Here is a 21,255-nt window from a genome sequence, read left to right as displayed (position 1 = left end):
ATCCGGCCGGTCCTGGACGCCGGACGTCTGTTCAGTTGTCGCGCTTCTCCTTGATCTTCGCGGCCTTGCCGCGCAGCTCACGGAGGTAGTACAGCTTGGCGCGACGCACGTCACCGCGGGTCACCAGCTCGACCTTCTCGACGATCGGGGTGTGCACGGGGAAGGTGCGCTCGACGCCGACGGAGAAGCTGACCTTGCGGACCGTGAAGGTCTCGCGGACGCCGGCGCCCTGGCGGCGGATGACGACGCCCTTGAACTGCTGCACACGGGAGCGGTTGCCCTCGATGACGCGCACGTGGACGTTGACGGTGTCACCCGGGCGGAAGGCCGGGATGTCGCTGCGCAGCGACGCGGAGTCGACGGAGTCGAGAAGGTTCATGACCCACTGCTTTCTTCGTTGATGCCACAGGTCATCAACGGAACTGGAGAATTGTTTGAGGTTGCCGTTCCGCCGGGCGGGCGTCGTTCCCCCTGTGGCAGGGGCGCGCGCCGGACGCACACAGCAGCGGCCTATTCTTCCACGCCGTCGCTCGTACGCCCAAATCGACCGTCCGTTCCCTCGGCCCACCCGAGGATCGAGAGGGTCTCGCGGTCCTTCTTGTCGAAGGCGGCCGGGTCGGCGCGCTCGATGAGGTCGGGGCGGTTGCGGTCGGTACGGCGGAACGCTTCGTCCCGGCGCCAGCGGGCGATCTTGCCGTGGTGGCCGCTGAGCAGCACCTCGGGGATGCCTCGGCCGCGCCACTCGGGCGGCTTGGTGTAGACGGGCCCCTCCAGGAGGTCCGCCATCGCGCCGGGGGCGAAGGAGTCGTCCTGGTGGGAGGCCGAGTTGCCCAGCACGCCCGGCAGCAGCCGGGCGATGGCCTCGACCATCACCAGGACGGGCGCCTCGCCGCCGGCCAGGACATAGTCGCCGATGGACACCTCGCGCACGTCCACGCGGTCGCCGTACTCCTCGATGACGCGGCGGTCGATGCCTTCGTAGCGGGCCGGCGTGAAGATCAGCCAGGGCTTCTCGGAGAGCTCCACGGCGAGCTGCTGGGTGAAGGGCCTGCCGCTCGGCGTGGGGACGACGATGACCGGGTCGCCCTCCTGGGAGTCGATGACCGCGTCCAGCGCCTCGCCCCACGGCTCGGGCTTCATGACCATGCCGGGGCCGCCGCCGTACGGCGTGTCGTCGACGGTGTTGTGCTTGTCGTGGGTCCATTCCCGCAGGTCGTGGATGCGGACGTCCAGCCGGCCGCGGGCGCGGGCCTTGCCGACCAAGGAGACGTTCAGCGGTTCCAGGTACTCCGGGAAGATCGTGACGACATCGAGCCGCATTACGCGTCCTCACCGGCGTCGCGGGACGAGGCCGTGCCCTCCGTCTTCGGGCGCTTCTCTGCCGCCTTCGGGGCCGCGACCTCGCCGGAGGCGTCACGGGCCGAGGCCACCTCGGCCTCACTGTCGTCCAGCAGGCCGGGCGGGGGGTCGATGACCGCCTTCTGCTCCGCGAGGTCGATCTCCGGCACGATCTCGGAGACGAACGGGATCATGATCTCGCCGCCGTCCGGGCGACGGACGATCAGTAGATCCTGGTAGGGCAGGTGGGAGATCTCCGCGATACGGCCGATCTCCGTGCCGTCGCGGGTGACCACGTCGAGGTCGACGAGCTGGTGGTCGTAGAACTCCTCGGGGTCCTCGGGAACCTCTTCGGGGTCGACCTCCGCGATCAGCAGCGTGTTGCGCAGCGCTTCGGCGCCCGTACGGTCCCGGACGCCCTCGAAGCGCAGCAGCAGGCGCCCGCTGTGCACCCGGCCGGTCTCGATGGTCAGCGGGCCGGTGGCGGGCGGGTCCGTGGCGAGTACGGCGCCGGGCGCGAGCCGCAGCTCCGGCTCGTCGGTACGCACCTCGACGGTGACCTCGCCCTTGATGCCGTGGGCGCGGCCGATCCGCGCGACTACCAGATGCACAGTGCCCCTCTTCGCGGCCGACCGACCACCGCTCGCCGCGGTGGCGGTCCTTGCCTCGTGAATCGTCAATCGGTGATAACGGTCATACGTGCATCGTCGCAGATGCCTACGACAACGGGCCGGGGTGAGCCGTAGCCCTCCCCGGCCCGTGCCGGTACTGCCTGGTCCGGGGAGAATCCCGGTGCCCCGGTTCTGCTCAGCGGACCTGGTCCACGTCGACGAGGTCGACCCGGATGCCACGGCCGCCGATGGCGCCTACGACCGTCCGCAGGGCACGCGCGGTGCGGCCGTTGCGGCCGATCACCTTGCCGAGGTCGTCGGGGTGGACCCGGACCTCCAGAACGCGCCCGCGGCGCAGGGTGCGCGAGGCGACCTGCACGTCGTCGGGGTTGTCGACGATGCCCTTTACGAGGTGCTCGAGGGCCTCCTCGAGCATGATCAGGACTCGGTCGACTCGGAGGTGGACTCGGCCTCGGCCTCGTCCGCCTTCTTGTCAGCCTTCTTCGCCTTCGGGGTGATGGCCTCACCCTTGGGCTCGTCGCCGGCGTCCTTGGCCAGAGCCTCGAACAGGGCGCTCTTGTCAGCCTTCGGCTCGGCGACCTTCATCGGCGCCGGGGCGGGCAGGCCCTTGAACTTCTGCCAGTCACCGGTGACCTTGAGGATGGCCATCACGGGCTCGGTCGGCTGCGCGCCGACACCCAGCCAGTACTGGACACGCTCGGAGTCGACCTCGATGCGCGAGGGGTTCTGCACCGGGTGGTACAGACCGATCTCCTCGATGGCCCGGCCGTCACGGCGGGTGCGGGAGTCGGCGATGATGATGCGGTAGTGAGGCGCGCGGATCTTGCCCAGACGCTTCAGCTTGATCTTGACTGCCACGGGAGTGGTGTCTCCTGGTCTTGACGTGGTTGGGCACAACGGGATGCCACGTGGGGTTGCGGTACTCGGGTGCCCGATGGACGCGCCAGCCGGAGGAGAGAGGGGTCCTGTGCGACTGTCGAGTACAGCTCACCATTGTGCCACACCACTCCAGGTCAGCCGACCGCGGCCACCTCGGGGATCCGGAACGGCTTGCCGCAGCCGCCGCAGACGATGGGCGCCTGGGCCAGCACGGACGGGACGACCCGGACATTCCTGCCGCAATCACAGACGGCCTTGACGCGCACACCACCACCGGAGGAGCCGTGCCGGGCGGCCGGCCCCCGGAAGCTGCGGGCGCTGTCGGCGGTGGTCGCGGCGGAGTGCGCCTTGAGGGCTCTGGCGAGCCGCTCGATGGTGGGGCGGTAGCGCCTTCTGGCCTCGGGATTGAGCGAGACCAGCGAGAAGCCGCTGCTCGGGTGCGGCTCGTCGACATGGTCGAGGCCCAACTCCTCGGCGATCGCGAGGAATCGGCGATTGTGGTAACGGCCGGCGCGCGAGGTGTCGCGGACGCCGCGGGCGGCGGCGATGCCGTGGACTGCCTCGTGCAGCAGCCGTTCGAAGGAGAGCTCGGCCCCACAGGCGGACGAGGATTCTCCGATCAAGGACTCGGGCGCGGCCAGGTCCGGCAGCTCGGGGTGGTGCCGTTGAATGTCGGCCCACGCGAGCGCCAGCTCGGCGGCGAGAACAGGCGGTGTCGTGCTCACGTCGTGACAACGAGCCGGGCCCACTCAGTGTTCCGATTACAGGGCATCTCAAATAATTTGCACGTACCGGTCAGTTTCTGGTCATGGGTTTCGAGGACGGCGTGTGCGCAGAACTGCGGAGAAGGTGCGCGTCGGGTGGCAAGCCGGGGCGTACCCGCGCGTACGCCCCGGCGCGTAAGAGATGGGTACGCGCCGGGGCAACCGTTGCCCATGGGCCGCGACGTGACACCGGTGGAGCCCGATGGGGCTCAGTAGGCGCGCGCGACGACCACGATGCTATCGGGGGCGTCGTCCGCGTCGGGCACCGACCCGTCCTCGGCTACCAGACACCGTACGGTCACCGCCTGCTCGGCGAGCCGAGCCTCACCGTCCGGGCCGAGCGCCGCCCACGGGATGCGGGCCAGCCGCCGGCGCTCGCCACCTCTGCGGCCTCCTCCACGGAGGTGACGTCCGAGGTGCGTGACCGCTCACGGGACTGCCGCAGAAGGAGCACTCGGCCCTCCTCCAGTAGTGCGAGGAGGAGGGAGGCTGGCGCGTCGAGCCGAACCGGCTCCTTGCCACCGGGGATACGACGGACCAGCGCCGCGGTGCCGCTCTCCAGGTCACGCGGACCGACCTCGCCCCGGAACGGCACGCCCTTCAGTTCCCGGTCCACCGCGCGGCGCCCGAAGGGATGTCCGTACGGTCGTCGACCTGGACGCGTACGCCGGCCGCCCTCAACGTGTCACCGATCCGTCGGGCCTCTGCGACTACGGTGTCGTCGCCCTTGACCGCCAGGGCCACCACCTGGACCGGGGCCGGCCGGGGCGGGACACGCAGGCCGTGGTCGTCGCCGTGCGCCATGACGAGCGCGCCGATCATGCGGGGGGAGCCGCCCCAGGAGGTCTGCCAGTCCAGTTCCTGCCGGCCTTCCTCGGAGAGGTACTGCGTGTGGAAGGCGCGCGCGAAGTTCTGGCCCAGCTCGTGACCGGTGGCCATCTGCAGGGCCTTGCCGTCGCCCATCATCGCTTCGAGAGTGAGGGTGTTGACGGCGCCGGCGAAGCGTTCCGCCCGCCCTCCTGCCAGAGGAATTCCGTCGCACAAAGGAACACCCGCGGCCGCAGCTCCCAACGGACGACGTCGGCCCACTGGTTGATGAGCAGCGGGAGATCGCGGTAGCTCCGCACCCACTTGGAGAAGTACTCGTTGACGATGGTCTCGGAGGTGGGCCTGATGACGGCCGGTTCCTCCAGTTCCTTGCCGCCGCCGTGGGTGACCACCGCCAGTTCCGTCGTGAAGCCTTCGACGTGCTCGGCCTCCTTGGTCAGGTACGACTGCGGGATCAGGAGCGGGAAGCAGGCGTTCCGGGCACCGGCCTCCTTGATGCGCGCGTCCATCTCTTGCCGCATCCGTTCCCAGAGTCCGTACCCGTACGGTCGGATGACCATGGTGCCGCGTACCGGCCCGTTGTCGGCCAGTTCGGCCTTGCTGATCAGAGCCCGGTACCAGCGGGGAAAGTCGTCCGCCTGGGGTGTGAGAGCGGGGGCCTTTGCCATGGCGCGCATGGTAGGGGCGCGACTCCCGGCGTCGGCCAACGGATTTGTGCCCCGGCGCACTGAGGGGCGCGCGGGAGACAACCCCGGCGCACCCCTGGACTCCGAGCCGGATGGGGAGTTGTCTGGAATGCGGGGGCGCACGACGCGGACACAGGGGCGGGGCACGGGGGAGATCCACCACTGACAGCTTCGGGTTCTCGGCGGATTGGGGCGCTTTCGATGACACCCACGCTCGTACGGCATCACCTCCGGCAGTCCGGCTCTCCCGGTTCTCATGACCCATCCGCACCGGCCGACTCCTGTGGGCGCGCCCGTGACTGGGCCGAGATCCAGGAACGGATGCTGGTGCCGCTGTACGAGGCCGTCTACGACCGGGTGGATGTCGGACCGCACAGCAGGCTGCTGGGCCTGGGCTGCGGTTCCGGGCTCGCGCTGCTGATCGCGGCGGCCCGCGGCGCACAGGTCTGCGGTGTGGACGCGGACGAGGAGCGGCTGGATCTGGCGCGGGAACGGCTGACTCCCGACTCCTCGCGCGAGGCGCGTGACGGTCCGGCGGGGGCCACCGTGCTGGCGTGCGGCGGCCCCGAGCAGGCGGCCGACCCGAGCGGCTCCGCGTTCAACCTGGTGACGGCCTTTCACCCGGTGGGCTGTGTGAGCAGCATCGAGGGGCTGACGGCTTCGCTGGTGACGGCCGCCGGGCTGGCGGAGCGCGGCAGCCCTGTGGTGCTGGGCGGCTGGGGGCCGGTGGAGCGGTGCGCCACGGCGAGTGTGCTGCGGGTGGCCCAGCGGCTGGCGGACCCGTTGCGCACGGCGGGCGGCTGGCGGCCCAGCGGCCGGGACGACCTGGAGGACCTGGCCGACCGCGCGGGGCTGCGTCCCGACGGGTCCGGTCGGGTGGCCTGCCCGTTCGGTTACGGCGACCTGCCGAGCGCGGTGCGTGGGCTGCTGTCCACGGGGCTGTTCGACGCGGCGCTGGAGGTCGCCGAACAGGCTCAGGTGGAAAAGGAACTGAGTGAGGCGCTGCATCCGCACCAGCGCCCGGACGGCACGGTCTGGATGGCGAACGTGTTCCGCTACCTCATCGCCCGCACGTGATTCTTTCTGCTTTTCCGCTTCCTCGACTTCCTCGACTTCCTCGGCCTTCAGCTTTGCCGCTGCTTCGGCCTCCTGCCCTTTCGCCCCTCGCGGCGCTCTGACCTCCGGAGCCGGTCATGCACTGTCCGGCTGGTCCGGTCCTGCTGCGGTGTGCGCGGCCGGGCGCCCATCGGCGCCCGGGCCGGTGCCTCCCCCTTCGCCGGAGTCGGGCGCGCATGTCAACGCCACGGCGTCGGGCTTCACTCGTGCGAGGTATGCCCAATATCCAGAATTCTGTTTACTGTCATTTCCATGAACAGCATCGACGAACGGTTCCTGACCCGCAACGGGCACGCCGCCCGGCGGCTCGCCGCCCTTCTCATCAACCAGCCCACCGAGGGCGACGCCGCGCGACTCCCCCGGGTCCGTGACCTCGCCGCGAAACTCGGGGTCGGCAACGGGACGGTGCAGGCCGCCCTCCACCTACTGGAGGACTCGGGCGCGATGGAGACCGTGGCCCGTGGGCATCTCGGCACCTTCCTGGTGCGGGCGGACCGCGCCATACTCTGGCGCCTCGCCGGGCTGGGCACCGTTCTCGCCGCGATGCCACTGCCCCACTCACGCCGTTACGAAGGCCTGGCGACCGGGCTGCGGACCGCGTTCGAGAAGGCCGGGGCGCCCTTCGCCATCACGTTCATGCGCGGCGCCGCCTCACGGGTGTCCGCTCTGCTGGACGGCAAGGTCGACCTGGCGGTGCTGTCCCGCTACGCCGCCGACCAGATGGCGGAGCGGCATCCCATCGACTTGATCGCGGATCTGGGGCCGGCCACCTACGCCGGGGCCTACGGGCTGCTGCTGCGGCACGGGGCCCGGCTCGACACCGACGGCCTGCGGGTCGCCGTGGACCCCTCGTCGGAGGATCAACGGGCGCTGTCCGAGCGGGCTTTCGCCGGGCGACAGGACGTGACATGGCTGGAGAGCTCGTTCCTGCGACTCCATGACCTGTTCGCGCAGGACCGGGCCGACGCCGCCGTCTGGAACCTCGACGAGGTGCAGGGGCAGTTGGGCGACGAGGTGGAGGTGCTGCCGCTCGGCGACGAGATCTCCGGCGATGTGTCGCCACGTAGTTCCAGCGCGGCGCTGATAGCCCGCAAAGACGGCAGCGAGGCGCTGGCAGCCGTGAGCGGATCGCTCGATCTGGGTGCCGTCACCAGCCTCCAGTCCGAGGTGCTGCGAGGGGAGCGTGTTCCTTCCTACTGAGGGCGGTCGCTCATCCCCGTTCTGGCGGGGCGGCCGACCGGGGCAGCGAGCCAGCGTGCCGGGCCGAAACTGTCATCGGGAGGCCTGCCTCAGGCGCCTCCCAAAGCCTCACGTCCATGCGCAAGAAACCGCGTTCTGACTACCGATAACCAAGGGGGACGAGCATGGAAGCCCTGCTCGCACAACGGATCCGGCTCTTCGTGGACAGCGGTCAGGTGCGGCCCGAGATCGCTGAGTTCGTACGGTCCGAACTGGACGCGCTGGCCGCCGAAGGGTGCGTGGTCACCGAGGGATCCGCGGGAATGCTCACCAGCCATCTGCTGATGGCGCTGACCCGACTGCGAAACGGCGAGCCGGTGGCGGACTTCCGCTCCGACGACATGGCGGCCGCGGAACTGGCCGACCACCCCCAGGCCGTCCGACGGGCCCACACCGTCTCCGTACGGGCCGAGAGCGCCCTCGGCTCTCCACTCCCCGAATCCGAAATCAACTTCCTGGCGATGCATTTCGCCCTCCTGCGAAGGGACACACCATGACGACCATCCTCACCGGCGGTGTCGGCAAGGCCGAGGTCGCGGACACCGTGGAGCGGCTGGCGCTGGACGGCGTCGAGGTCGTGGTCAGCAACGACATGGACGCGGCAGCACGGCTGCGGGCCGGCCGGGCCGACTACTTCCTGGGCACCTGCCAGACCGGGGCCGGGGCGTCGCTGGGCGTGCTGGTCGGGCTCCTGGGCTCCACCGTCTGCCACACCTTCGGCCGCTCGGTCCCTTCGGAGAGCGAGATCGGCACCCTGCTGGACCAGGGCAAGAAGGTGTTCGGCTTCGCCGTGGACCAGATCGACGCGATCACGCCCGCGCTGGCCGGAGCCATCGCCGCCCGTACCTGACCGTACCGGGCCCGCCGCCAGGCCCGGCGACCCGGCCCCGTGGGCCGAGCACCCCGACGACGTGCCAGGGCACAAAGGAGTGACCCGTGAGCAGCACCGTTCTCGCCGCGAGCACCGGACTCGACTTCTCGCTCGCGCAGCAACTGACCGTCGTGGCCCTGTGCGCCCTGACCGCTTACCTCTCACACCTGGCGCTGGCCGTCTTCAACGACGGGGTCCGCCCGTTCATGCTCGACTTCATCCAGGGCCGTACGACGCGCAACGCCACCGCGGCGGTGTCCTTCGGGCTCTCCGCCGGGTTCATCTTCGGGCTGGGGGCGCCGATGGCGCTCTCCTCCGGGGTGCTCAACCCCTGGCTGGTGTTCCTGCCCACCGATGTCCTGGGCATCCTCGCGCCGAAGAAGTGGCTCGCGCCGTTGCTCGGCGGTGCGTGGGGCGCGGTGGTCGTGTTCGGTCTGGACGGGGCCAACGACCTCGCGCACGATCTCCCGGTCGACTTCCTGACCGCCATGCAGCAGATGGCGACGCCGATCCTCTTCCTCTTCACGCTGTTTCCGGTGCTGGCGATCACCAAGCAGTTCGGGAGGCTGCGCGGCGCCCTGGCCGGTGGGGTGGAGCTGGTGCTCGTGGTGCTGACCATGAAGGCATGGCCCGATGTGTTCGCAGGGGCACCGGCCATGGCGGTCGGGGTGCTGCTCCTCATGGGGTTCGCGGTGACCAAGGACGTACGGCAGCGCCGGGCGGAGCGAGTCGCTGCGGGCGCCGCGACGTCCGCGGCCGGGAAGGCCCCCGGTCGAGGTGCCGGTGGGGCGCCGGGCGAGGTGGAACCGATGGTGTCGCTGTTCGGCGCCAGTGCGGCCCGGTTGCGCCGGCATCTGCCGTGGTTCATGGTGCTGGGCGCCGGGGTCTGTCTGCTGGCCCAACTGCATGTGTTCGGTGGTGGGGAGGCGACCAGCTTTCTGATCGCCAAGGGACAGTACGCGGAAGCGGCGCAGGTCGACTTCTACCGGGCCCTCGGGTTCATCCCTTTGATCGCCACCACGGCCCTGGCCTCCGGTGCGTACGGCATCGTCGGTTTCACCCTCGTCTATCCGATCGGGTATCTGCTGCCGAGCCCCTGGCCGGCGATCGCCTGCGGGGCGCTGGTCTTCGCCGCCGAGGTGCTGGCCCTGAGCTGGCTCGGGAAGGCCCTGGGCGGATTGCCTTCGGTGCGCGACTCCTCGGAGCACTTGCGCGGCGCCATCGGCGACACCCTGCAACTGGCCATCCTCTTCGGCTCCTTGATAGCGGCCAACGCCATGGGCGGCGGACTGGGGATTCTGATAGCCGGCGGCCTCTATCTGCTGAACGAGGCAGTGGGCCGGGTGGTGGTCCGGATGGCCGCCGCTCCCGCCGCGGTCGTCGTCACCGGCATCGTCCTCAATCTTTTCCATTGGCTGCACCTCTTCACCCCGGTCAAGAGCTGAGCAGGCGTACGTGGGACGCCAGAAAGGCAGTGCGTCATGAACTCTCCGTTGCGGACCGTCACCGGGCCGCTGCCCGTGAGCGCCGTGCGGGGCCCCGTACTCGCCCATGAGCACCTGGCCCTCGACCTCAGCCGGGACACCGATCGCACGGCCTCGCTGGGAGTCCGGCACGCCGCGGCGGTGGCCGGTGAACTGTCCGACCTGCGGGAGCGGTTCGGGCTGTCACTGGTCGTCGAGCTGACCTGCCGCGGCATGGGGCGGGATTTCGCGGCGCTGGCCCGTATCTCCCGGGCGTCGGGGGTGGCGGTCGTCGCGGGCACCGGCTGGTATCACGAGGCGTTCCACCCGGCCGAGGTGGAGGGCGCGAGCGTCGAGGAACTGGCGGACATCCTGATCGAAGAGGTCACGGCCGGGCCGGATGGTGACAGCGTCCTTCCCGGCGTCATCGGGGAGGTCGGCAGCCATGGCCACGTGCCGAGCGGGCCGGAGGTCCGTACGCTCACCGCGGCCGCCCGTGCTGCCGTCGCGACCGGGCTGTCGCTGGCAACCCATGCGCGGCTGGGGCGCGGCGGCCTCGTCCAGTTGGAGCTGTTGGCCGCGACCGGTCTGGCGCCGCACCGGGTCAGCATCGGGCATCAAGATCTGCTCGACGATCCCGTGACCCATCGGGAGCTGGCCGCGGCGGGCGCGTATGTGGCCTTCGACACCATCGGCAAGCAGCGCTACCAGAGTGATGCCACCCGGTTGCGGTTACTGCTGGCGCTGCTGGAGGCCGGGTACGCCGATCGCGTACTGCTCAGTTGTGACATCTCCCGGCACAGCTATCTGATCGGATCGGGCGGCCAGGGGTACGGGCACATGTTCCGGTCGTTCCTGCCGCGCGTCCGGGCCGCCGGAGCCGACGAAGAGCTGATCGACCTGCTGACCCGCCGCAACCCGCTGCGTTTCCTCACCGGCGGGGGCGGGGCGGCCGAGTCCGGGAAGTCAGAGCAGTCGGCCGGCCACGGGACTGCGAGGCGGTCGGCCGAGCACGGGGGGAAGGAGCAACCCGCCGGGCATGGGGTGGTGGGGCGATCGGCCGGGCACGGTGCGGCGGGGCAGTCGGCCGGGGCGCCGGACACCGTACCGGCCTCAGGGCTCGGGCCGGGTCCCAGCCCGAGCCCAGCCCGGGCCCCCGCACCGGAAGCGGCTCGACGGGGCGGGAGGCGCTGACATGAGTGTGCGGCTGCCCAGGACGTTCCCGCTGCCGACGGTCGCGGTGGAGGACGCGGTGGCGAACCAGTTCCGGCTGGTGGAGTGCGTTGCCCGGCACTTCGAGGGCCGGCAGCTCCTGGAGACGGACGCTGGAGTGGTGCCGGGGCTGGGCCGTCCGCGCACCACCGCGCGGGTCGAGGCCGTCCTCGCGGACTTCTTCGGGGCTCCCGCAGCGGCGTTGGTGCAGGGGGCCGGTACGGGAGCCATCCGGGCCGCGCTCGGCTCCGTGCTCGGTGCGGGCGATCCGCTGCTCGTGCACCGCGCCCCCGTCTACCGCACAACCGGTGTCACCTTGCGCGGGCTGGGAGTGGAGGCCGTCGAGACGGACTTCAACGACCGCGCCGCGCTGGGCCGGGCGCTGGCTTCCGGCCGGTTCCGGTGGGCCTTCGTGCAGCACACCCGGCAGCGCGCGGCAGATTCCCATGCCCCGGGCGAGGTGCTCGCCGCCTGCCACGCCGCCGGCGTACGCACCATCGTCGACGACAACTACGCGGTCTTCCGTGTCCCGGCGTGCGGCGTCGAACTGGGCGCCGACGCTTCCTGCTTCTCGCTGTTCAAGCTGCACGGTCCGGAGGGGGTGGGGGTGGTCGTCGGTGCACGCGATCTGGTGGAGCGGGTGCACGACGACAACTACTCGGGCGGCGGCCAGGTGCAGGGGCATCAGGCGCTGGACGCGCTTCGGGCGCTCAGTCACGTTCCGGTGATGTGGGCGGTGCAGTCCAGGACGGGTACGGAGGTCGCCGAGCGACTGACGGCCGGGGAGGTGCCGGGGATTGCCGAGGTGCGGATCGCCAATGTCCAGGACCGTTGTGTGCTGGTGCGGCTGGACCGGCCCCTGGCCCGCGCGCTGCCGGCCGCCGCGGCCCGGTACGGCGCCGCGTCGTACCCGGTCGGCTCCAACTCCCGATACGAGATCACTCCGCTCGTCTACCGGATGTCCGGCTCCGCTCTGGAGGACGCGCCGGAGCTGGCCGAGTGGACGGTGCGGGTCAATCCGATGCGGGCAGGCGCGGACCTGGTCATCGACATCCTCCGCCGCGCGCTGCGCGACCTGGGTGCCGCCCGCACCGCGCCCGACGTTCCTGCACACACGGAAGGGAGCTGACCGCCGTGTTCCTCGACACCGTTCTGGCACGCAACCCGAAGCTGGTCGATTACGCCGCCGAGTTGCACCGTACCGGTGAGGTGCAGCCGGACACGTACGTCATGGATCTGGACGCTGTCGAGGCCAATGCCGCGCTGTTGGCGAGAGACGCGAAGCGGTGGGGCCTCGGCCTCTGGCCCGTGTCCAAACAGTTCGGCCGCAATCCCGAACTGATCCGGGCCGTGGCCCGGTACCTGCCCCGCTTCGCCGCCATCGACGCGCCTGAAGCCCGCGCTCTGCACGCGGCGGGGGCCCGGGCCGGGAATGTGGGCCACCTGGTGCAGGTCCCGCACCGCGCGCTTCCCGGGGTTCTGGCCCGGCGTCCTGAGGCGGTGACCGTCTTCGACGCGGCCAACGCCCGTGCCGTCTCGGACGCCGCGCGCCAACTGGGCTGCGTGCAGGACATTCTCGTACGGATCGAGGGGGCGCCCGGATGGGTTCATCCGGGGCAGGAGGGCGGTGTACCGCTCGGTGGTCTGGCGGAGTTCGCGGCCGAGGTGGAGCAGTTGCCCGGGGTCCGGGTCGCCGGGGTCACCGGCTTTCCCTGCGTCCAGTGTGTTCCCGGGTCGGGACAGCCGCGTCCCACCGCCACCTTCGCACTCGTCCGCGAGGCCCATGCGGTGCTGGCCGTGCGGGGACACACCGGCCTGAAGCTGAGCGCACCGGGCGTGACCTGCACGGCAACCCTGCCACTGCTCGCCGAGTCGGGTGCCACGCACGGCGAGCCCGGCCACGCCCTCACCGGCACCACTCCCCTCCACGCCGCCGACCGGAACCAGCCGGAACAGCCCGCCTACGTCTACGTCACCGAGGTCGCGCATGTCCTCGCCGACGGGCGGCCCGCTCTGTACGGCGGCGGCTTCTACCCCAGGTCGGGGGCCGAGTCGGCGCTGATTCCCCGTACCGGCGCCCGGCTCGCCGTCCAGCGGGCCCCTGCCGAGCACATCGATTACTACCGTTTGCTGGCTCCCGGTGACGCCCGGCCCGGTGACACCGCCGTCCTCGCGTTCCGTACCCAGATCTTCGTCACCCGCAGCACGGTCGCCGTCGTCGCCGGCCTCGCCACCGGCTCGCCGCGGCTGACCGGCCGCCATGACGCGCTCGGCCGCCCGCTCCCGGAGAGCGCGGGGAGCACGGGCGGGGAAGGCACGGGTGGGCCATGAGCAGGGCCGTCATCGTCGTCCTCGACGGCTTCGGCGTCGGGGCGATGCCCGACGCGGACGCGCACCGCCCCGGCGACGCCGCCGCCGACACGCTCGGCCATCTCCTCGACCATCACCGTGCGGCCACCGGCCACCGCCTTCCGCTGCCCACTCTGGAGGCGCTCGGTCTCGGGTTCGTCCATCCGCATCCGGGTCTCTCGCGGCGACCGTCCCTCCCGGTGGCCGCGGGCCGCGCGGCACTCGGCTATCCGGGCGCCGACACATACGCCGGACATCAGACCATGGTGGGGGCGGACTTCAGCCGGGTGGCGGTGGCCCGGCTCGCCGGGCATCTCGACGAGGTCGCCGCGGCCCTACGGGCGAACGGACACAACACGGATGACCTCGGCGGACGGCCCCTGCTGGTGGTGGACGGGCAGATCCTCGTCCACGACAACCTGGAGGCGGACCCGGGCGTCAACTGGAACGTCTCCGGCCGCCTGGAAGACGTCTCGTTCACGGAGGTGCTCCGCATTGCCCGGGTGGTGCGTTCGGTGGCGCCCGTCGCCCGGGTGATCGCCGTCGGCGGCCACGCCGACGCCCCGCTGCGCACCTTCGTACGGGAAGGCGCCCTCGGCACGGTCGGCCTGGACACCCCGGCGAGTGGCTTCTACCGGAACGGCGGGCTGGCGGTGCAGCACCTCGGCACACCGCTGGACCACGCCCGCCGGCTGCCGGAGCTGGCGGCGGGCGCGGGGGTCCCTGTCACGCTCCTGGGCAAGGCCGCGGATGTGCTGGCCTGCGACGCGGCGGTGTGCCGCCCCGCCGTCGACACCACCGAGGTCTTCGCGCTCACCCTCGACGCCCTCCGCGGGGCCCCGGACACGGCGCTGATCGTCAGCAACGTCCAGGAGACCGACCTGGCGGGGCACCAGCAGGACGCTCCGCGGTACGCCTGCGTGCTCCAGCAGGCCGATACGGGGTTGAGCGCGCTGCTGCCTCTCCTCTCCTCCCCCGGCGAGCCCGGCCACGCCCTCACCGGCACCACTCCCCTCCACGCCGCCGACCGGAACCAGCCGGAACAGCCCGCCTACGTCTACGTCACCGAGGTCGCGCATGTCCTCGCCGACGGGCGGCCCGCTCTGTACGGCGGCGGCTTCTACCCCAGGTCGGGGGCCGAGTCGGCGCTGATTCCCCGTACCGGCGCCCGGCTCGCCGTCCAGCGGGCCCCTGCCGAGCACATCGATTACTACCGTTTGCTGGCTCCCGGTGACGCCCGGCCCGGTGACACCGCCGTCCTCGCGTTCCGTACCCAGATCTTCGTCACCCGCAGCACGGTCGCCGTCGTCGCCGGCCTCGCCACCGGCTCGCCGCGGCTGACCGGCCGCCATGACGCGCTCGGCCGCCCGCTCCCGGAGAGCGCGGGGAGCACGGGCGGGGAAGGCACGGGTGGGCCATGAGCAGGGCCGTCATCGTCGTCCTCGACGGCTTCGGCGTCGGGGCGATGCCCGACGCGGACGCGCACCGCCCCGGCGACGCCGCCGCCGACACGCTCGGCCATCTCCTCGACCATCACCGTGCGGCCACCGGCCACCGCCTTCCGCTGCCCACTCTGGAGGCGCTCGGTCTCGGGTTCGTCCATCCGCATCCGGGTCTCTCGCGGCGACCGTCCCTCCCGGTGGCCGCGGGCCGCGCGGCACTCGGCTATCCGGGCGCCGACACATACGCCGGACATCAGACCATGGTGGGGGCGGACTTCAGCCGGGTGGCGGTGGCCCGGCTCGCCGGGCATCTCGACGAGGTCGCCGCGGCCCTACGGGCGAACGGACACAACACGGATGACCTCGGCGGACGGCCCCTGCTGGTGGTGGACGGGCAGATCCTCGTCCACGACAACCTGGAGGCGGACCCGGGCGTCAACTGGAACGTCTCCGGCCGCCTGGAAGACGTCTCGTTCACGGAGGTGCTCCGCATTGCCCGGGTGGTGCGTTCGGTGGCGCCCGTCGCCCGGGTGATCGCCGTCGGCGGCCACGCCGACGCCCCGCTGCGCACCTTCGTACGGGAAGGCGCCCTCGGCACGGTCGGCCTGGACACCCCGGCGAGTGGCTTCTACCGGAACGGCGGGCTGGCGGTGCAGCACCTCGGCACACCGCTGGACCACGCCCGCCGGCTGCCGGAGCTGGCGGCGGGCGCGGGGGTCCCTGTCACGCTCCTGGGCAAGGCCGCGGATGTGCTGGCCTGCGACGCGGCGGTGTGCCGCCCCGCCGTCGACACCACCGAGGTCTTCGCGCTCACCCTCGACGCCCTCCGCGGGGCCCCGGACACGGCGCTGATCGTCAGCAACGTCCAGGAGACCGACCTGGCGGGGCACCAGCAGGACGCTCCGCGGTACGCCTGCGTGCTCCAGCAGGCCGATACGGGGTTGAGCGCGCTGCTGCCTCTCCTCTCCTCCCCCGGCGACCGCCTGATCGTCACCGGCGACCACGGCAACGACCCGGTGATCGGCCACGCCTTTCACACGCGGGAGTACGTCCCGGTGCTGATCCACCGTCCCGAGGCCACCCGCCCCGACCGTCTGCCGGCGGCTCGGACCCTGGCGGACGTGGGCGCCACGGCGGCGGTCGCGCTCGGACTCGGCGCCACCGCGCTCGACCGGGGCACTCCGCTGCCGTGGCCGACGGCCGGATCGGCGGGTGTACCGGGATGACCGCGCGAACGAGCCCCCGACCGGGGCTCCGGCCAGGGGCTCGCTCAAACGCCTACGCGCCGTCCACAGACCCGAGGGCGACGGACGCCGCCCTCGGGACGAGGCAGGTGTCAGCCCATGAACTTCTTGAATTCGTCGGGGAGTTCAAAGTTCTTCGCGTCGTCGCCCTGCGGCAGACCCAGCGGGTTGCCGGACTGTGCGGCCTCGCGGCGGGCGGCAGCGGCCTCCTCGTCGGCCTTCCGCTTCATGGGGTTGCCGCTCTTGCGCTTGCCCTTGGCCTGCTTCTGCTGCTTCTTCTTCTTGGCGCCGCCGCCACCCATGCCCGGCATCCCCGGCATGCCAGGCATTCCCGGCATGCCGCCGCCCTGGGCCATCTTCGACATCATCTTGCGGGCGTCGAAGAACCGCTCGACGAGGTTCTTGACCGCGCTGACGTCGACACCGGAACCCTTGGCGATACGGGCGCGGCGCGAGCCGTTGATGATGGTCGGGTCCTGGCGCTCGCCGGGCGTCATCGACTTGATGATCGCGGCCGTACGGTCGACCTCGCGCTCGTCGAGGTTGTTGATCTGCTCCTTCATCTGCCCCATGCCGGGCAGCATCCCGAGAAGCTTGGAGATGGAGCCCATCTTGCGGACCTGTTCCATCTGGGCCAGGAAGTCGTCGAGCGTGAAGTCCTTGCCCTTGCTGCTCGCCAGCTTGGAGGCCATCTTCTCGGCCTCTTGCTGGCTGAAGGTCTGCTCGGCCTTCTCGATCAGCGTGAGCATGTCGCCCATGCCCAGGATGCGGGACGCCATGCGGTCCGGGTGGAACGCGTCGAAGTCGTCCAGCTTCTCGCCGTTGGAGGCGAACATGATCTGCTTGCCGGTGACGTGCGCGATGGAGAGCGCGGCACCACCGCGGGCGTCGCCGTCCAGCTTCGAGAGCACCACGCCGTCGAAGCCGACGCCGTCGCGGAACGCCTCGGCGGTGTTGACCGCGTCCTGGCCGATCATCGCGTCGACGACGAAGAGGACCTCGTCCGGCTTGACCGCGTCGCGGATGTCCGCGGCCTGCTGCATCAGTTCCTGGTCGATGCCGAGGCGGCCGGCGGTGTCGACGATGACCACGTCGTGCTGCTTGGACCGGGCGAACTCGATCGAGTCCTGAGCGACCTTGACCGGGTCGCCGACGCCGTTGCCCGGCTCGGGCGCGAAGATGGCGACCTCGGCGCGCTCGGCGACGACCGAGAGCTGGTTCACGGCGTTGGGGCGCTGGAGGTCACAGGCGACCAGCAGCGGCGCGTGGCCCTGCTGCTTGAGCCAGTTGCCGAGCTTTCCGGCGAGGGTCGTCTTACCGGCGCCCTGCAGACCGGCCAGCATGATGACGGTCGGCGGGTTCTTGGCGAAGCGCAGCCGGCGGGTCTCGCCGCCGAGGATGCCGATGAGCTCCTCGTTGACGATCTTGATGACCTGCTGGGCGGGGTTCAGCGCCTGGGAGACCTCGACGCCGGTCGCCCGCTCCTTGACCTGCTTGATGAAGGCCCGGACGACGGGCAGCGCGACATCGGCCTCCAGCAGGGCGATCCGGATCTCGCGCGCCGTGGCGTCGATGTCCGCCTCGCTCAAGCGGCCTTTGCCCCGGAGGTTTTTGAAAGTACTCGCCAAGCGGTCGGAAAGCGTATCGAACACGGCGGTCGTCGATCCTCGGGGTCGGGGGCAGGGTCAAGTCGGCTTCTAGGGTATCCGCACAGGCAAGCAACGTGTCCCTGCCCGTCGGGGAGGACCGTCGGGCCGGGGCTCCGTACGGCTGCGGGCGCGGCGCGCAACCGGCGCGGGGGCCCGCTGCGCGTCCCGCCCCCACCGTCTCACGGCGGCGCGGTTGCCGGGGAGCCCGTGCGCCCCATGGGGACGGTTCGGCCTCCAGGGAGGTTCCAACCTTCGGAGACGGTCCGGGCTGTGGAGACGTTCCGGGCCGTGGTGGTGATCCATGCGATGCGAGGCTCCCCGGCCTCGGCCTCCGGCCCGGCACCGGACCCCGGCCCAGCACCGGACCCTGGCCCGGCAGCGGACCCTGGCCCAGCACTGAACTCCGACCCAGCACCGGACCCCGGCCCGGCACCAGCGCCCGGCCCGGCAGCGGGCCCCGCACCGGTCAGACGGTCGCCGTGGCTACGTCAAGGCGCGCTCCACTGCCCGTGCCACCTCGACGGCCACCGCGTCCGGCAGCGGGTCCCCCTTCTCGTCCGTGACGTAGAACGCATCCACCGCGTTCGCTCCCAGCGTGCTCACGTGGGCGCTGCGTACGGTGACCCGCGCGGCCTCCAGCGCGCGGCCGATCCGGTGCAGCAGCCCCTGGGCGTCTTGGGCACGCACCTCGATCACGGTCGCCCGTTGCGAGGTCCCGGAGGCGACCGTCACCCGCGGCGGCGGCGCCTGCACCCCGCGCGAGCGGCGCGCGTACGCCTGCTCGCGCTCCGCCAGCCGGGCCGGTACGTCCAGCGAGCCGTCCAGGGCCCGTACGAGGTCCGCCCGGAGCCGTACGGTCTGCGGGAGCGAGCCGTATTCGACGGCCACCCGCCAGCTCAGCAGCAGCACCGTCCCCTCGCCGACGGGGTCGATGCTCCGCAGGTCCGCGGCGCGCACGGTCAGACGGTGCATGGCGAGGACACCCGCCGCGGCGGGCAGTACGCCGGGCTGTTGCGGTACGGCCATCAGCAGCTCGACGCCCACCGGTTCCGGCTCCGGCTCGATGCCCAGCCCCGTCCCCGTACCCACGTCCGGGTCCGGCCCCGTACCGGTGCGTCCGGAGGTGGAGTCCGTTTCGTCGTGACCCTCTGCCCGGGGGTGCAGGGCCAGCACCGGGGCCCCCGTACGCCATGCCTCGACGGCCAGGCGTTCCTGCTCGGCGCTCGGCTCGTCCACCGCCCGCCCCTGGGGCGCGGGCTCCCCCGCCAGCCGCGCCGTGACGCGTTTCACCAGGTCGGCGACGAGCGATCCGCGCCAGGCACTCCAGGCGGCGGGGCCGGTCGCCAGCGCGTCGGCCTCGGTGAGGGCGTGCAGCAGTTCCAGGGTCCCGATGCCGCCCACCGTGTCCGCGACCGCGTCGATCGTCGCCGGATCGCCCAGGTCCCGGCGGGTGGCCGTCTCGATGAGCAGCAGATGGTGGCGTACGAGCGTGGCGATCACCGTCACGTCCCGGGCGTCGAAGCCGATCCGGGCCGCCATGTCCCGGGCGATGGTCTCGCCGGAGACGGAGTGGTCGCCGGGCCAGCCCTTGCCGATGTCGTGCAGCAGGGCCGCGACCAGCAGCAGGTCGGGGCGGTGCACGCGGCGGGTGAGCGCCGAGGCGCGGACGGCCGTCTCGATCAGATGCCGGTCGACGGTCCAGCGGTGCACGGCGTTGCGCTGCGGGCGGCAGCGCACCCGCTCCCAGTCGGGCAGCAGCCAGGTGGTGATTCCCTCCGCCTCCAGGGCCTCCCACACGGGTACGGTCTGTGCGCCCGCGCCCAGCAGTGTGACCAGTTGTTCCCGCGCCTCGGCCGGCCACGGCACGGGCAAGGGCCGGGTGACGGCGGCCGTGCGCAGTCGGCGCACGGCGTGCGGGGGCAGCGGGAGTCCGGCCTGGGCGGCGGCAGCGGCGGCGCGGAGGGGAAGCACCGGGTCGCGGTCCGGTCGCGCCGTCCGGGCCAGGACGACTTCACCGTCCAGCTCGACCACGCCCTCGGCGAGCGGAGACCGTTCTCCGCGCCCCGTTCCGCCGCCGGCCACGCGGCCCCGCAACAAGCCTCGCAGTACGGGGCGGACGGACCGGGACCGCAGCACCCGCCCGACCTCACGCCAGGTGACGTCGCTCGCGTAGGAGATGGTGCGGGCGGATTCGTAGACCTGCCGCAGCAGTACGTCCGCGTCGAGCACGCCCAGCGCCTCGGCCACCTGGTCCTGCTCCTGAAGGGAGAGCCGGTCGGTGGTGCGGCCGGTCGTCAGGTGCAGCGCGTCGCGCACGTCCAGCAGGCGGGTACGGGCCGCCTCCAGCCCCTCGCGTGGCGCGTCGGCCAGCCAGGAGGCGGCGACCGCCCGCAGAGCGGTGGCGTCCCGCAGTCCGCCCCTGGCCTCCTTCAGGTCCGGCTCCAGCAGGTACTGCACCTCGCCCTGACGCGCGGCGCGTTCCCGGCTGATGTCGTGCAGCTCGGGCAGGCGTTTGGGGGCCTGTTCGCGCCAGTCGGCCAGCGCGGTGCCGCGCAGGGCGCCTGTCAGTTCCGGGTCGCCGGCCAAGTGGCGCGCGTCCAGGAGACCGAGCTGGACCTTGAGGTCCTCGCGAGCGGCTTTGCGTGCCTCGGCGGGTGTCCGCACCGAGTGGTCCAGGGCGAGGCCCAGGTCCCAGACCGGGTACCAGAGCTGGTCGGCGAGTTCGGCCACCGTGCGGGCACCGGCTTTGCCGTCGTGGAGCAGCAGCAGGTCCAGATCGCTGCGGGGGGAGAGTTCGCCGCGCCCGTAGCCGCCGACGGCGACAAGCGCGATGCCGGAGCCGGTACCACCGGTCGCGCGCTCGAACAGACCGGACAGCCAGTCGTCGGTGAGCCGGGCGAGGGCGGCCCGGCGCGCGGATCCGTCCTGGTCCGTGTCGTGCAGAAGCCGCAGCCGGTCCGTGGCGTAGCTGTCTTCGGCGGTGGAGGGCGGAGGCGGTTCCTCCGGGGCGTTCGGCGCTCCCGTACGGGCAGCGGTCGTGTCCACTGCCCGGTTCATGGCAGCGCTGGTCCCTGGCGCCTCCTGGCTTGTCCCGACCGCCTCCTGGTCGCCGTCCTCCGCCGTCTTCCGCACGCTCTCGGTCAACTCAGGTACTCCTTGGTCATCTCAGCCCCCAGGTACCGGCTCTCGCAGGGCACCGCCCTGGCGCTCCTTCGCCTGCGGCGGGTACGGCTCGTTCGGTTCGTTCGGCCGCGGAGGCGGTGGGTACGGCTTTCCCGGCAGCGGAGGCGGTGGGTCGACGCCGTCGCCGTATCGACCCGGCACCGGATCAAGATCCGGCCCCGGCTCCGACTTCGGCCCCGGTTCCGCTCAGAAGGGCGTTCCTTGCCCGAGGCGAGGCAAGGGCAGAAGCATGGCCAGGAACCGAGAACCCCGGAGCCGGGGCGGGGCCGAAAGCCGAGGACCCAGCACCGGACCCCGCCCCTCAGCAAGGACGCTCGCTCCGGACCGACCACCAGCCACCCACGACCAGTCGCCAGCCAC

General features: G+C 71.7%; 17 protein-coding genes and 2 pseudogenes. 10 read left to right on the top strand and 9 right to left on the bottom strand.

Translation table 11 applies throughout. From position 1 onward, the window contains the following. Window positions 1-31: 31 nt before the first annotated feature. The 7 genes and pseudogenes from rplS to ACH4EB_RS28855 all read right to left on the bottom strand — a co-directional run bounded on the left by rplS (window position 32) and on the right by ACH4EB_RS28855 (window position 5,109). On the bottom strand, window positions 32-379 hold the full coding sequence (gene rplS, locus ACH4EB_RS28885) for a 50S ribosomal protein L19 (protein WP_398350823.1): 348 nt from the start codon (window positions 377-379) through the stop codon (window positions 32-34). 131 nt (window positions 380-510) lie between these two features. Next, window positions 511-1,320 (bottom strand): tRNA (guanosine(37)-N1)-methyltransferase TrmD, encoded by an 810-nt coding sequence (gene trmD / locus ACH4EB_RS28880; RefSeq protein ID WP_398350822.1) that lies wholly within the window; start codon window positions 1,318-1,320, stop codon window positions 511-513. Then, a complete protein-coding gene (gene rimM / locus ACH4EB_RS28875) occupies window positions 1,320-1,949 on the bottom strand; it encodes a ribosome maturation factor RimM (RefSeq protein ID WP_398350821.1) in 630 nt (209 codons plus the stop codon). Before rimM ends, trmD begins: the two co-directional genes overlap by 1 nt. Before the next feature lie 196 nt (window positions 1,950-2,145). After that, window positions 2,146-2,385 (bottom strand): RNA-binding protein, encoded by a 240-nt coding sequence (locus tag ACH4EB_RS28870; protein WP_003980229.1) that lies wholly within the window; start codon window positions 2,383-2,385, stop codon window positions 2,146-2,148. Between the two features lie 2 nt (window positions 2,386-2,387). Beyond that, window positions 2,388-2,828, bottom strand: coding sequence for a 30S ribosomal protein S16 (gene rpsP, locus ACH4EB_RS28865; RefSeq protein WP_385229179.1), 441 nt, complete (start codon window positions 2,826-2,828; stop codon window positions 2,388-2,390). 155 nt (window positions 2,829-2,983) lie between these two features. Then, a complete protein-coding gene (locus ACH4EB_RS28860; protein ID WP_398350820.1) occupies window positions 2,984-3,574 on the bottom strand; it encodes a hypothetical protein in 591 nt (196 codons plus the stop codon). A gap of 248 nt (window positions 3,575-3,822) precedes the next feature. Continuing rightward, window positions 3,823-5,109, bottom strand: a pseudogene (locus ACH4EB_RS28855) (His/Gly/Thr/Pro-type tRNA ligase C-terminal domain-containing protein). Between the two features lie 219 nt (window positions 5,110-5,328). On the opposite strand from ACH4EB_RS28855, the gene ACH4EB_RS28850 reads away from it, so the two are divergent. The 10 genes and pseudogenes from ACH4EB_RS28850 (at window position 5,329) to ACH4EB_RS28805 (ending at window position 16,045) form a co-directional block, all read left to right on the top strand. Beyond that, on the top strand, window positions 5,329-6,204 hold the full coding sequence (locus ACH4EB_RS28850; RefSeq protein ID WP_398350819.1) for a methyltransferase domain-containing protein: 876 nt from the start codon (window positions 5,329-5,331) through the stop codon (window positions 6,202-6,204). Between the two features lie 291 nt (window positions 6,205-6,495). Further along, on the top strand, window positions 6,496-7,443 hold the full coding sequence (gene yhfZ, locus ACH4EB_RS28845; protein ID WP_398350818.1) for a GntR family transcriptional regulator YhfZ: 948 nt from the start codon (window positions 6,496-6,498) through the stop codon (window positions 7,441-7,443). 164 nt (window positions 7,444-7,607) lie between these two features. Next, window positions 7,608-7,979 (top strand): PRD domain-containing protein, encoded by a 372-nt coding sequence (locus ACH4EB_RS28840; RefSeq protein ID WP_398350817.1) that lies wholly within the window; start codon window positions 7,608-7,610, stop codon window positions 7,977-7,979. Further along, entirely contained in the window at window positions 7,976-8,332 is a 357-nt protein-coding gene (locus ACH4EB_RS28835) for a DUF2620 family protein (RefSeq protein ID WP_398350816.1), read from the top strand. Before ACH4EB_RS28840 ends, ACH4EB_RS28835 begins: the two co-directional genes overlap by 4 nt. An 86-nt stretch (window positions 8,333-8,418) precedes the next feature. After that, complete coding sequence (locus ACH4EB_RS28830; RefSeq protein WP_398350815.1) at window positions 8,419-9,798, top strand: YhfT family protein; 1,380 nt, start codon at window positions 8,419-8,421, stop codon at window positions 9,796-9,798. 36 nt (window positions 9,799-9,834) lie between these two features. Continuing rightward, window positions 9,835-10,755: pseudogene (locus ACH4EB_RS28825) on the top strand (phosphotriesterase); the annotation flags it as partial. Window positions 10,756-11,011: 256 nt separating this feature from the next. After that, the gene (locus ACH4EB_RS28820; RefSeq protein ID WP_398350813.1) at window positions 11,012-12,157 is read left to right on the top strand and encodes an aminotransferase class V-fold PLP-dependent enzyme; all 1,146 of its coding nucleotides are present in this window, start codon (window positions 11,012-11,014) and stop codon (window positions 12,155-12,157) included. 5 nt (window positions 12,158-12,162) lie between these two features. Beyond that, the gene (locus ACH4EB_RS28815; protein WP_398350811.1) at window positions 12,163-13,359 is read left to right on the top strand and encodes an alanine racemase; all 1,197 of its coding nucleotides are present in this window, start codon (window positions 12,163-12,165) and stop codon (window positions 13,357-13,359) included. Next, the gene (locus ACH4EB_RS28810; RefSeq protein WP_398350810.1) at window positions 13,356-14,798 is read left to right on the top strand and encodes a phosphopentomutase; all 1,443 of its coding nucleotides are present in this window, start codon (window positions 13,356-13,358) and stop codon (window positions 14,796-14,798) included. The genes ACH4EB_RS28815 and ACH4EB_RS28810 overlap by 4 nt, the downstream gene beginning before the upstream one ends. Next, complete coding sequence (locus tag ACH4EB_RS28805) at window positions 14,795-16,045, top strand: phosphopentomutase (protein ID WP_398350808.1); 1,251 nt, start codon at window positions 14,795-14,797, stop codon at window positions 16,043-16,045. The genes ACH4EB_RS28810 and ACH4EB_RS28805 overlap by 4 nt, the downstream gene beginning before the upstream one ends. Window positions 16,046-16,155: 110 nt before the next feature. On the opposite strand, the gene ffh is transcribed toward ACH4EB_RS28805, so the two are convergent. Continuing rightward, window positions 16,156-17,715, bottom strand: a complete 1,560-nt coding sequence (gene ffh, locus ACH4EB_RS28800) for a signal recognition particle protein (RefSeq protein ID WP_398350806.1) — start codon at window positions 17,713-17,715, stop codon at window positions 16,156-16,158. Between the two features lie 480 nt (window positions 17,716-18,195). Continuing rightward, complete coding sequence (locus ACH4EB_RS28795; RefSeq protein ID WP_398350890.1) at window positions 18,196-20,769, bottom strand: [protein-PII] uridylyltransferase; 2,574 nt, start codon at window positions 20,767-20,769, stop codon at window positions 18,196-18,198. Between the last annotated feature and the right edge of the window lie 486 nt (window positions 20,770-21,255).

Source organism: Streptomyces sp. NPDC018045 (assembly GCF_044327445.1).
Lineage (GTDB): Bacteria > Actinomycetota > Actinomycetes > Streptomycetales > Streptomycetaceae > Streptomyces.
The sequence above is the reverse complement of the archived record's forward strand: the minus strand, read 5'-3'. Positions and strand labels throughout refer to the sequence as shown.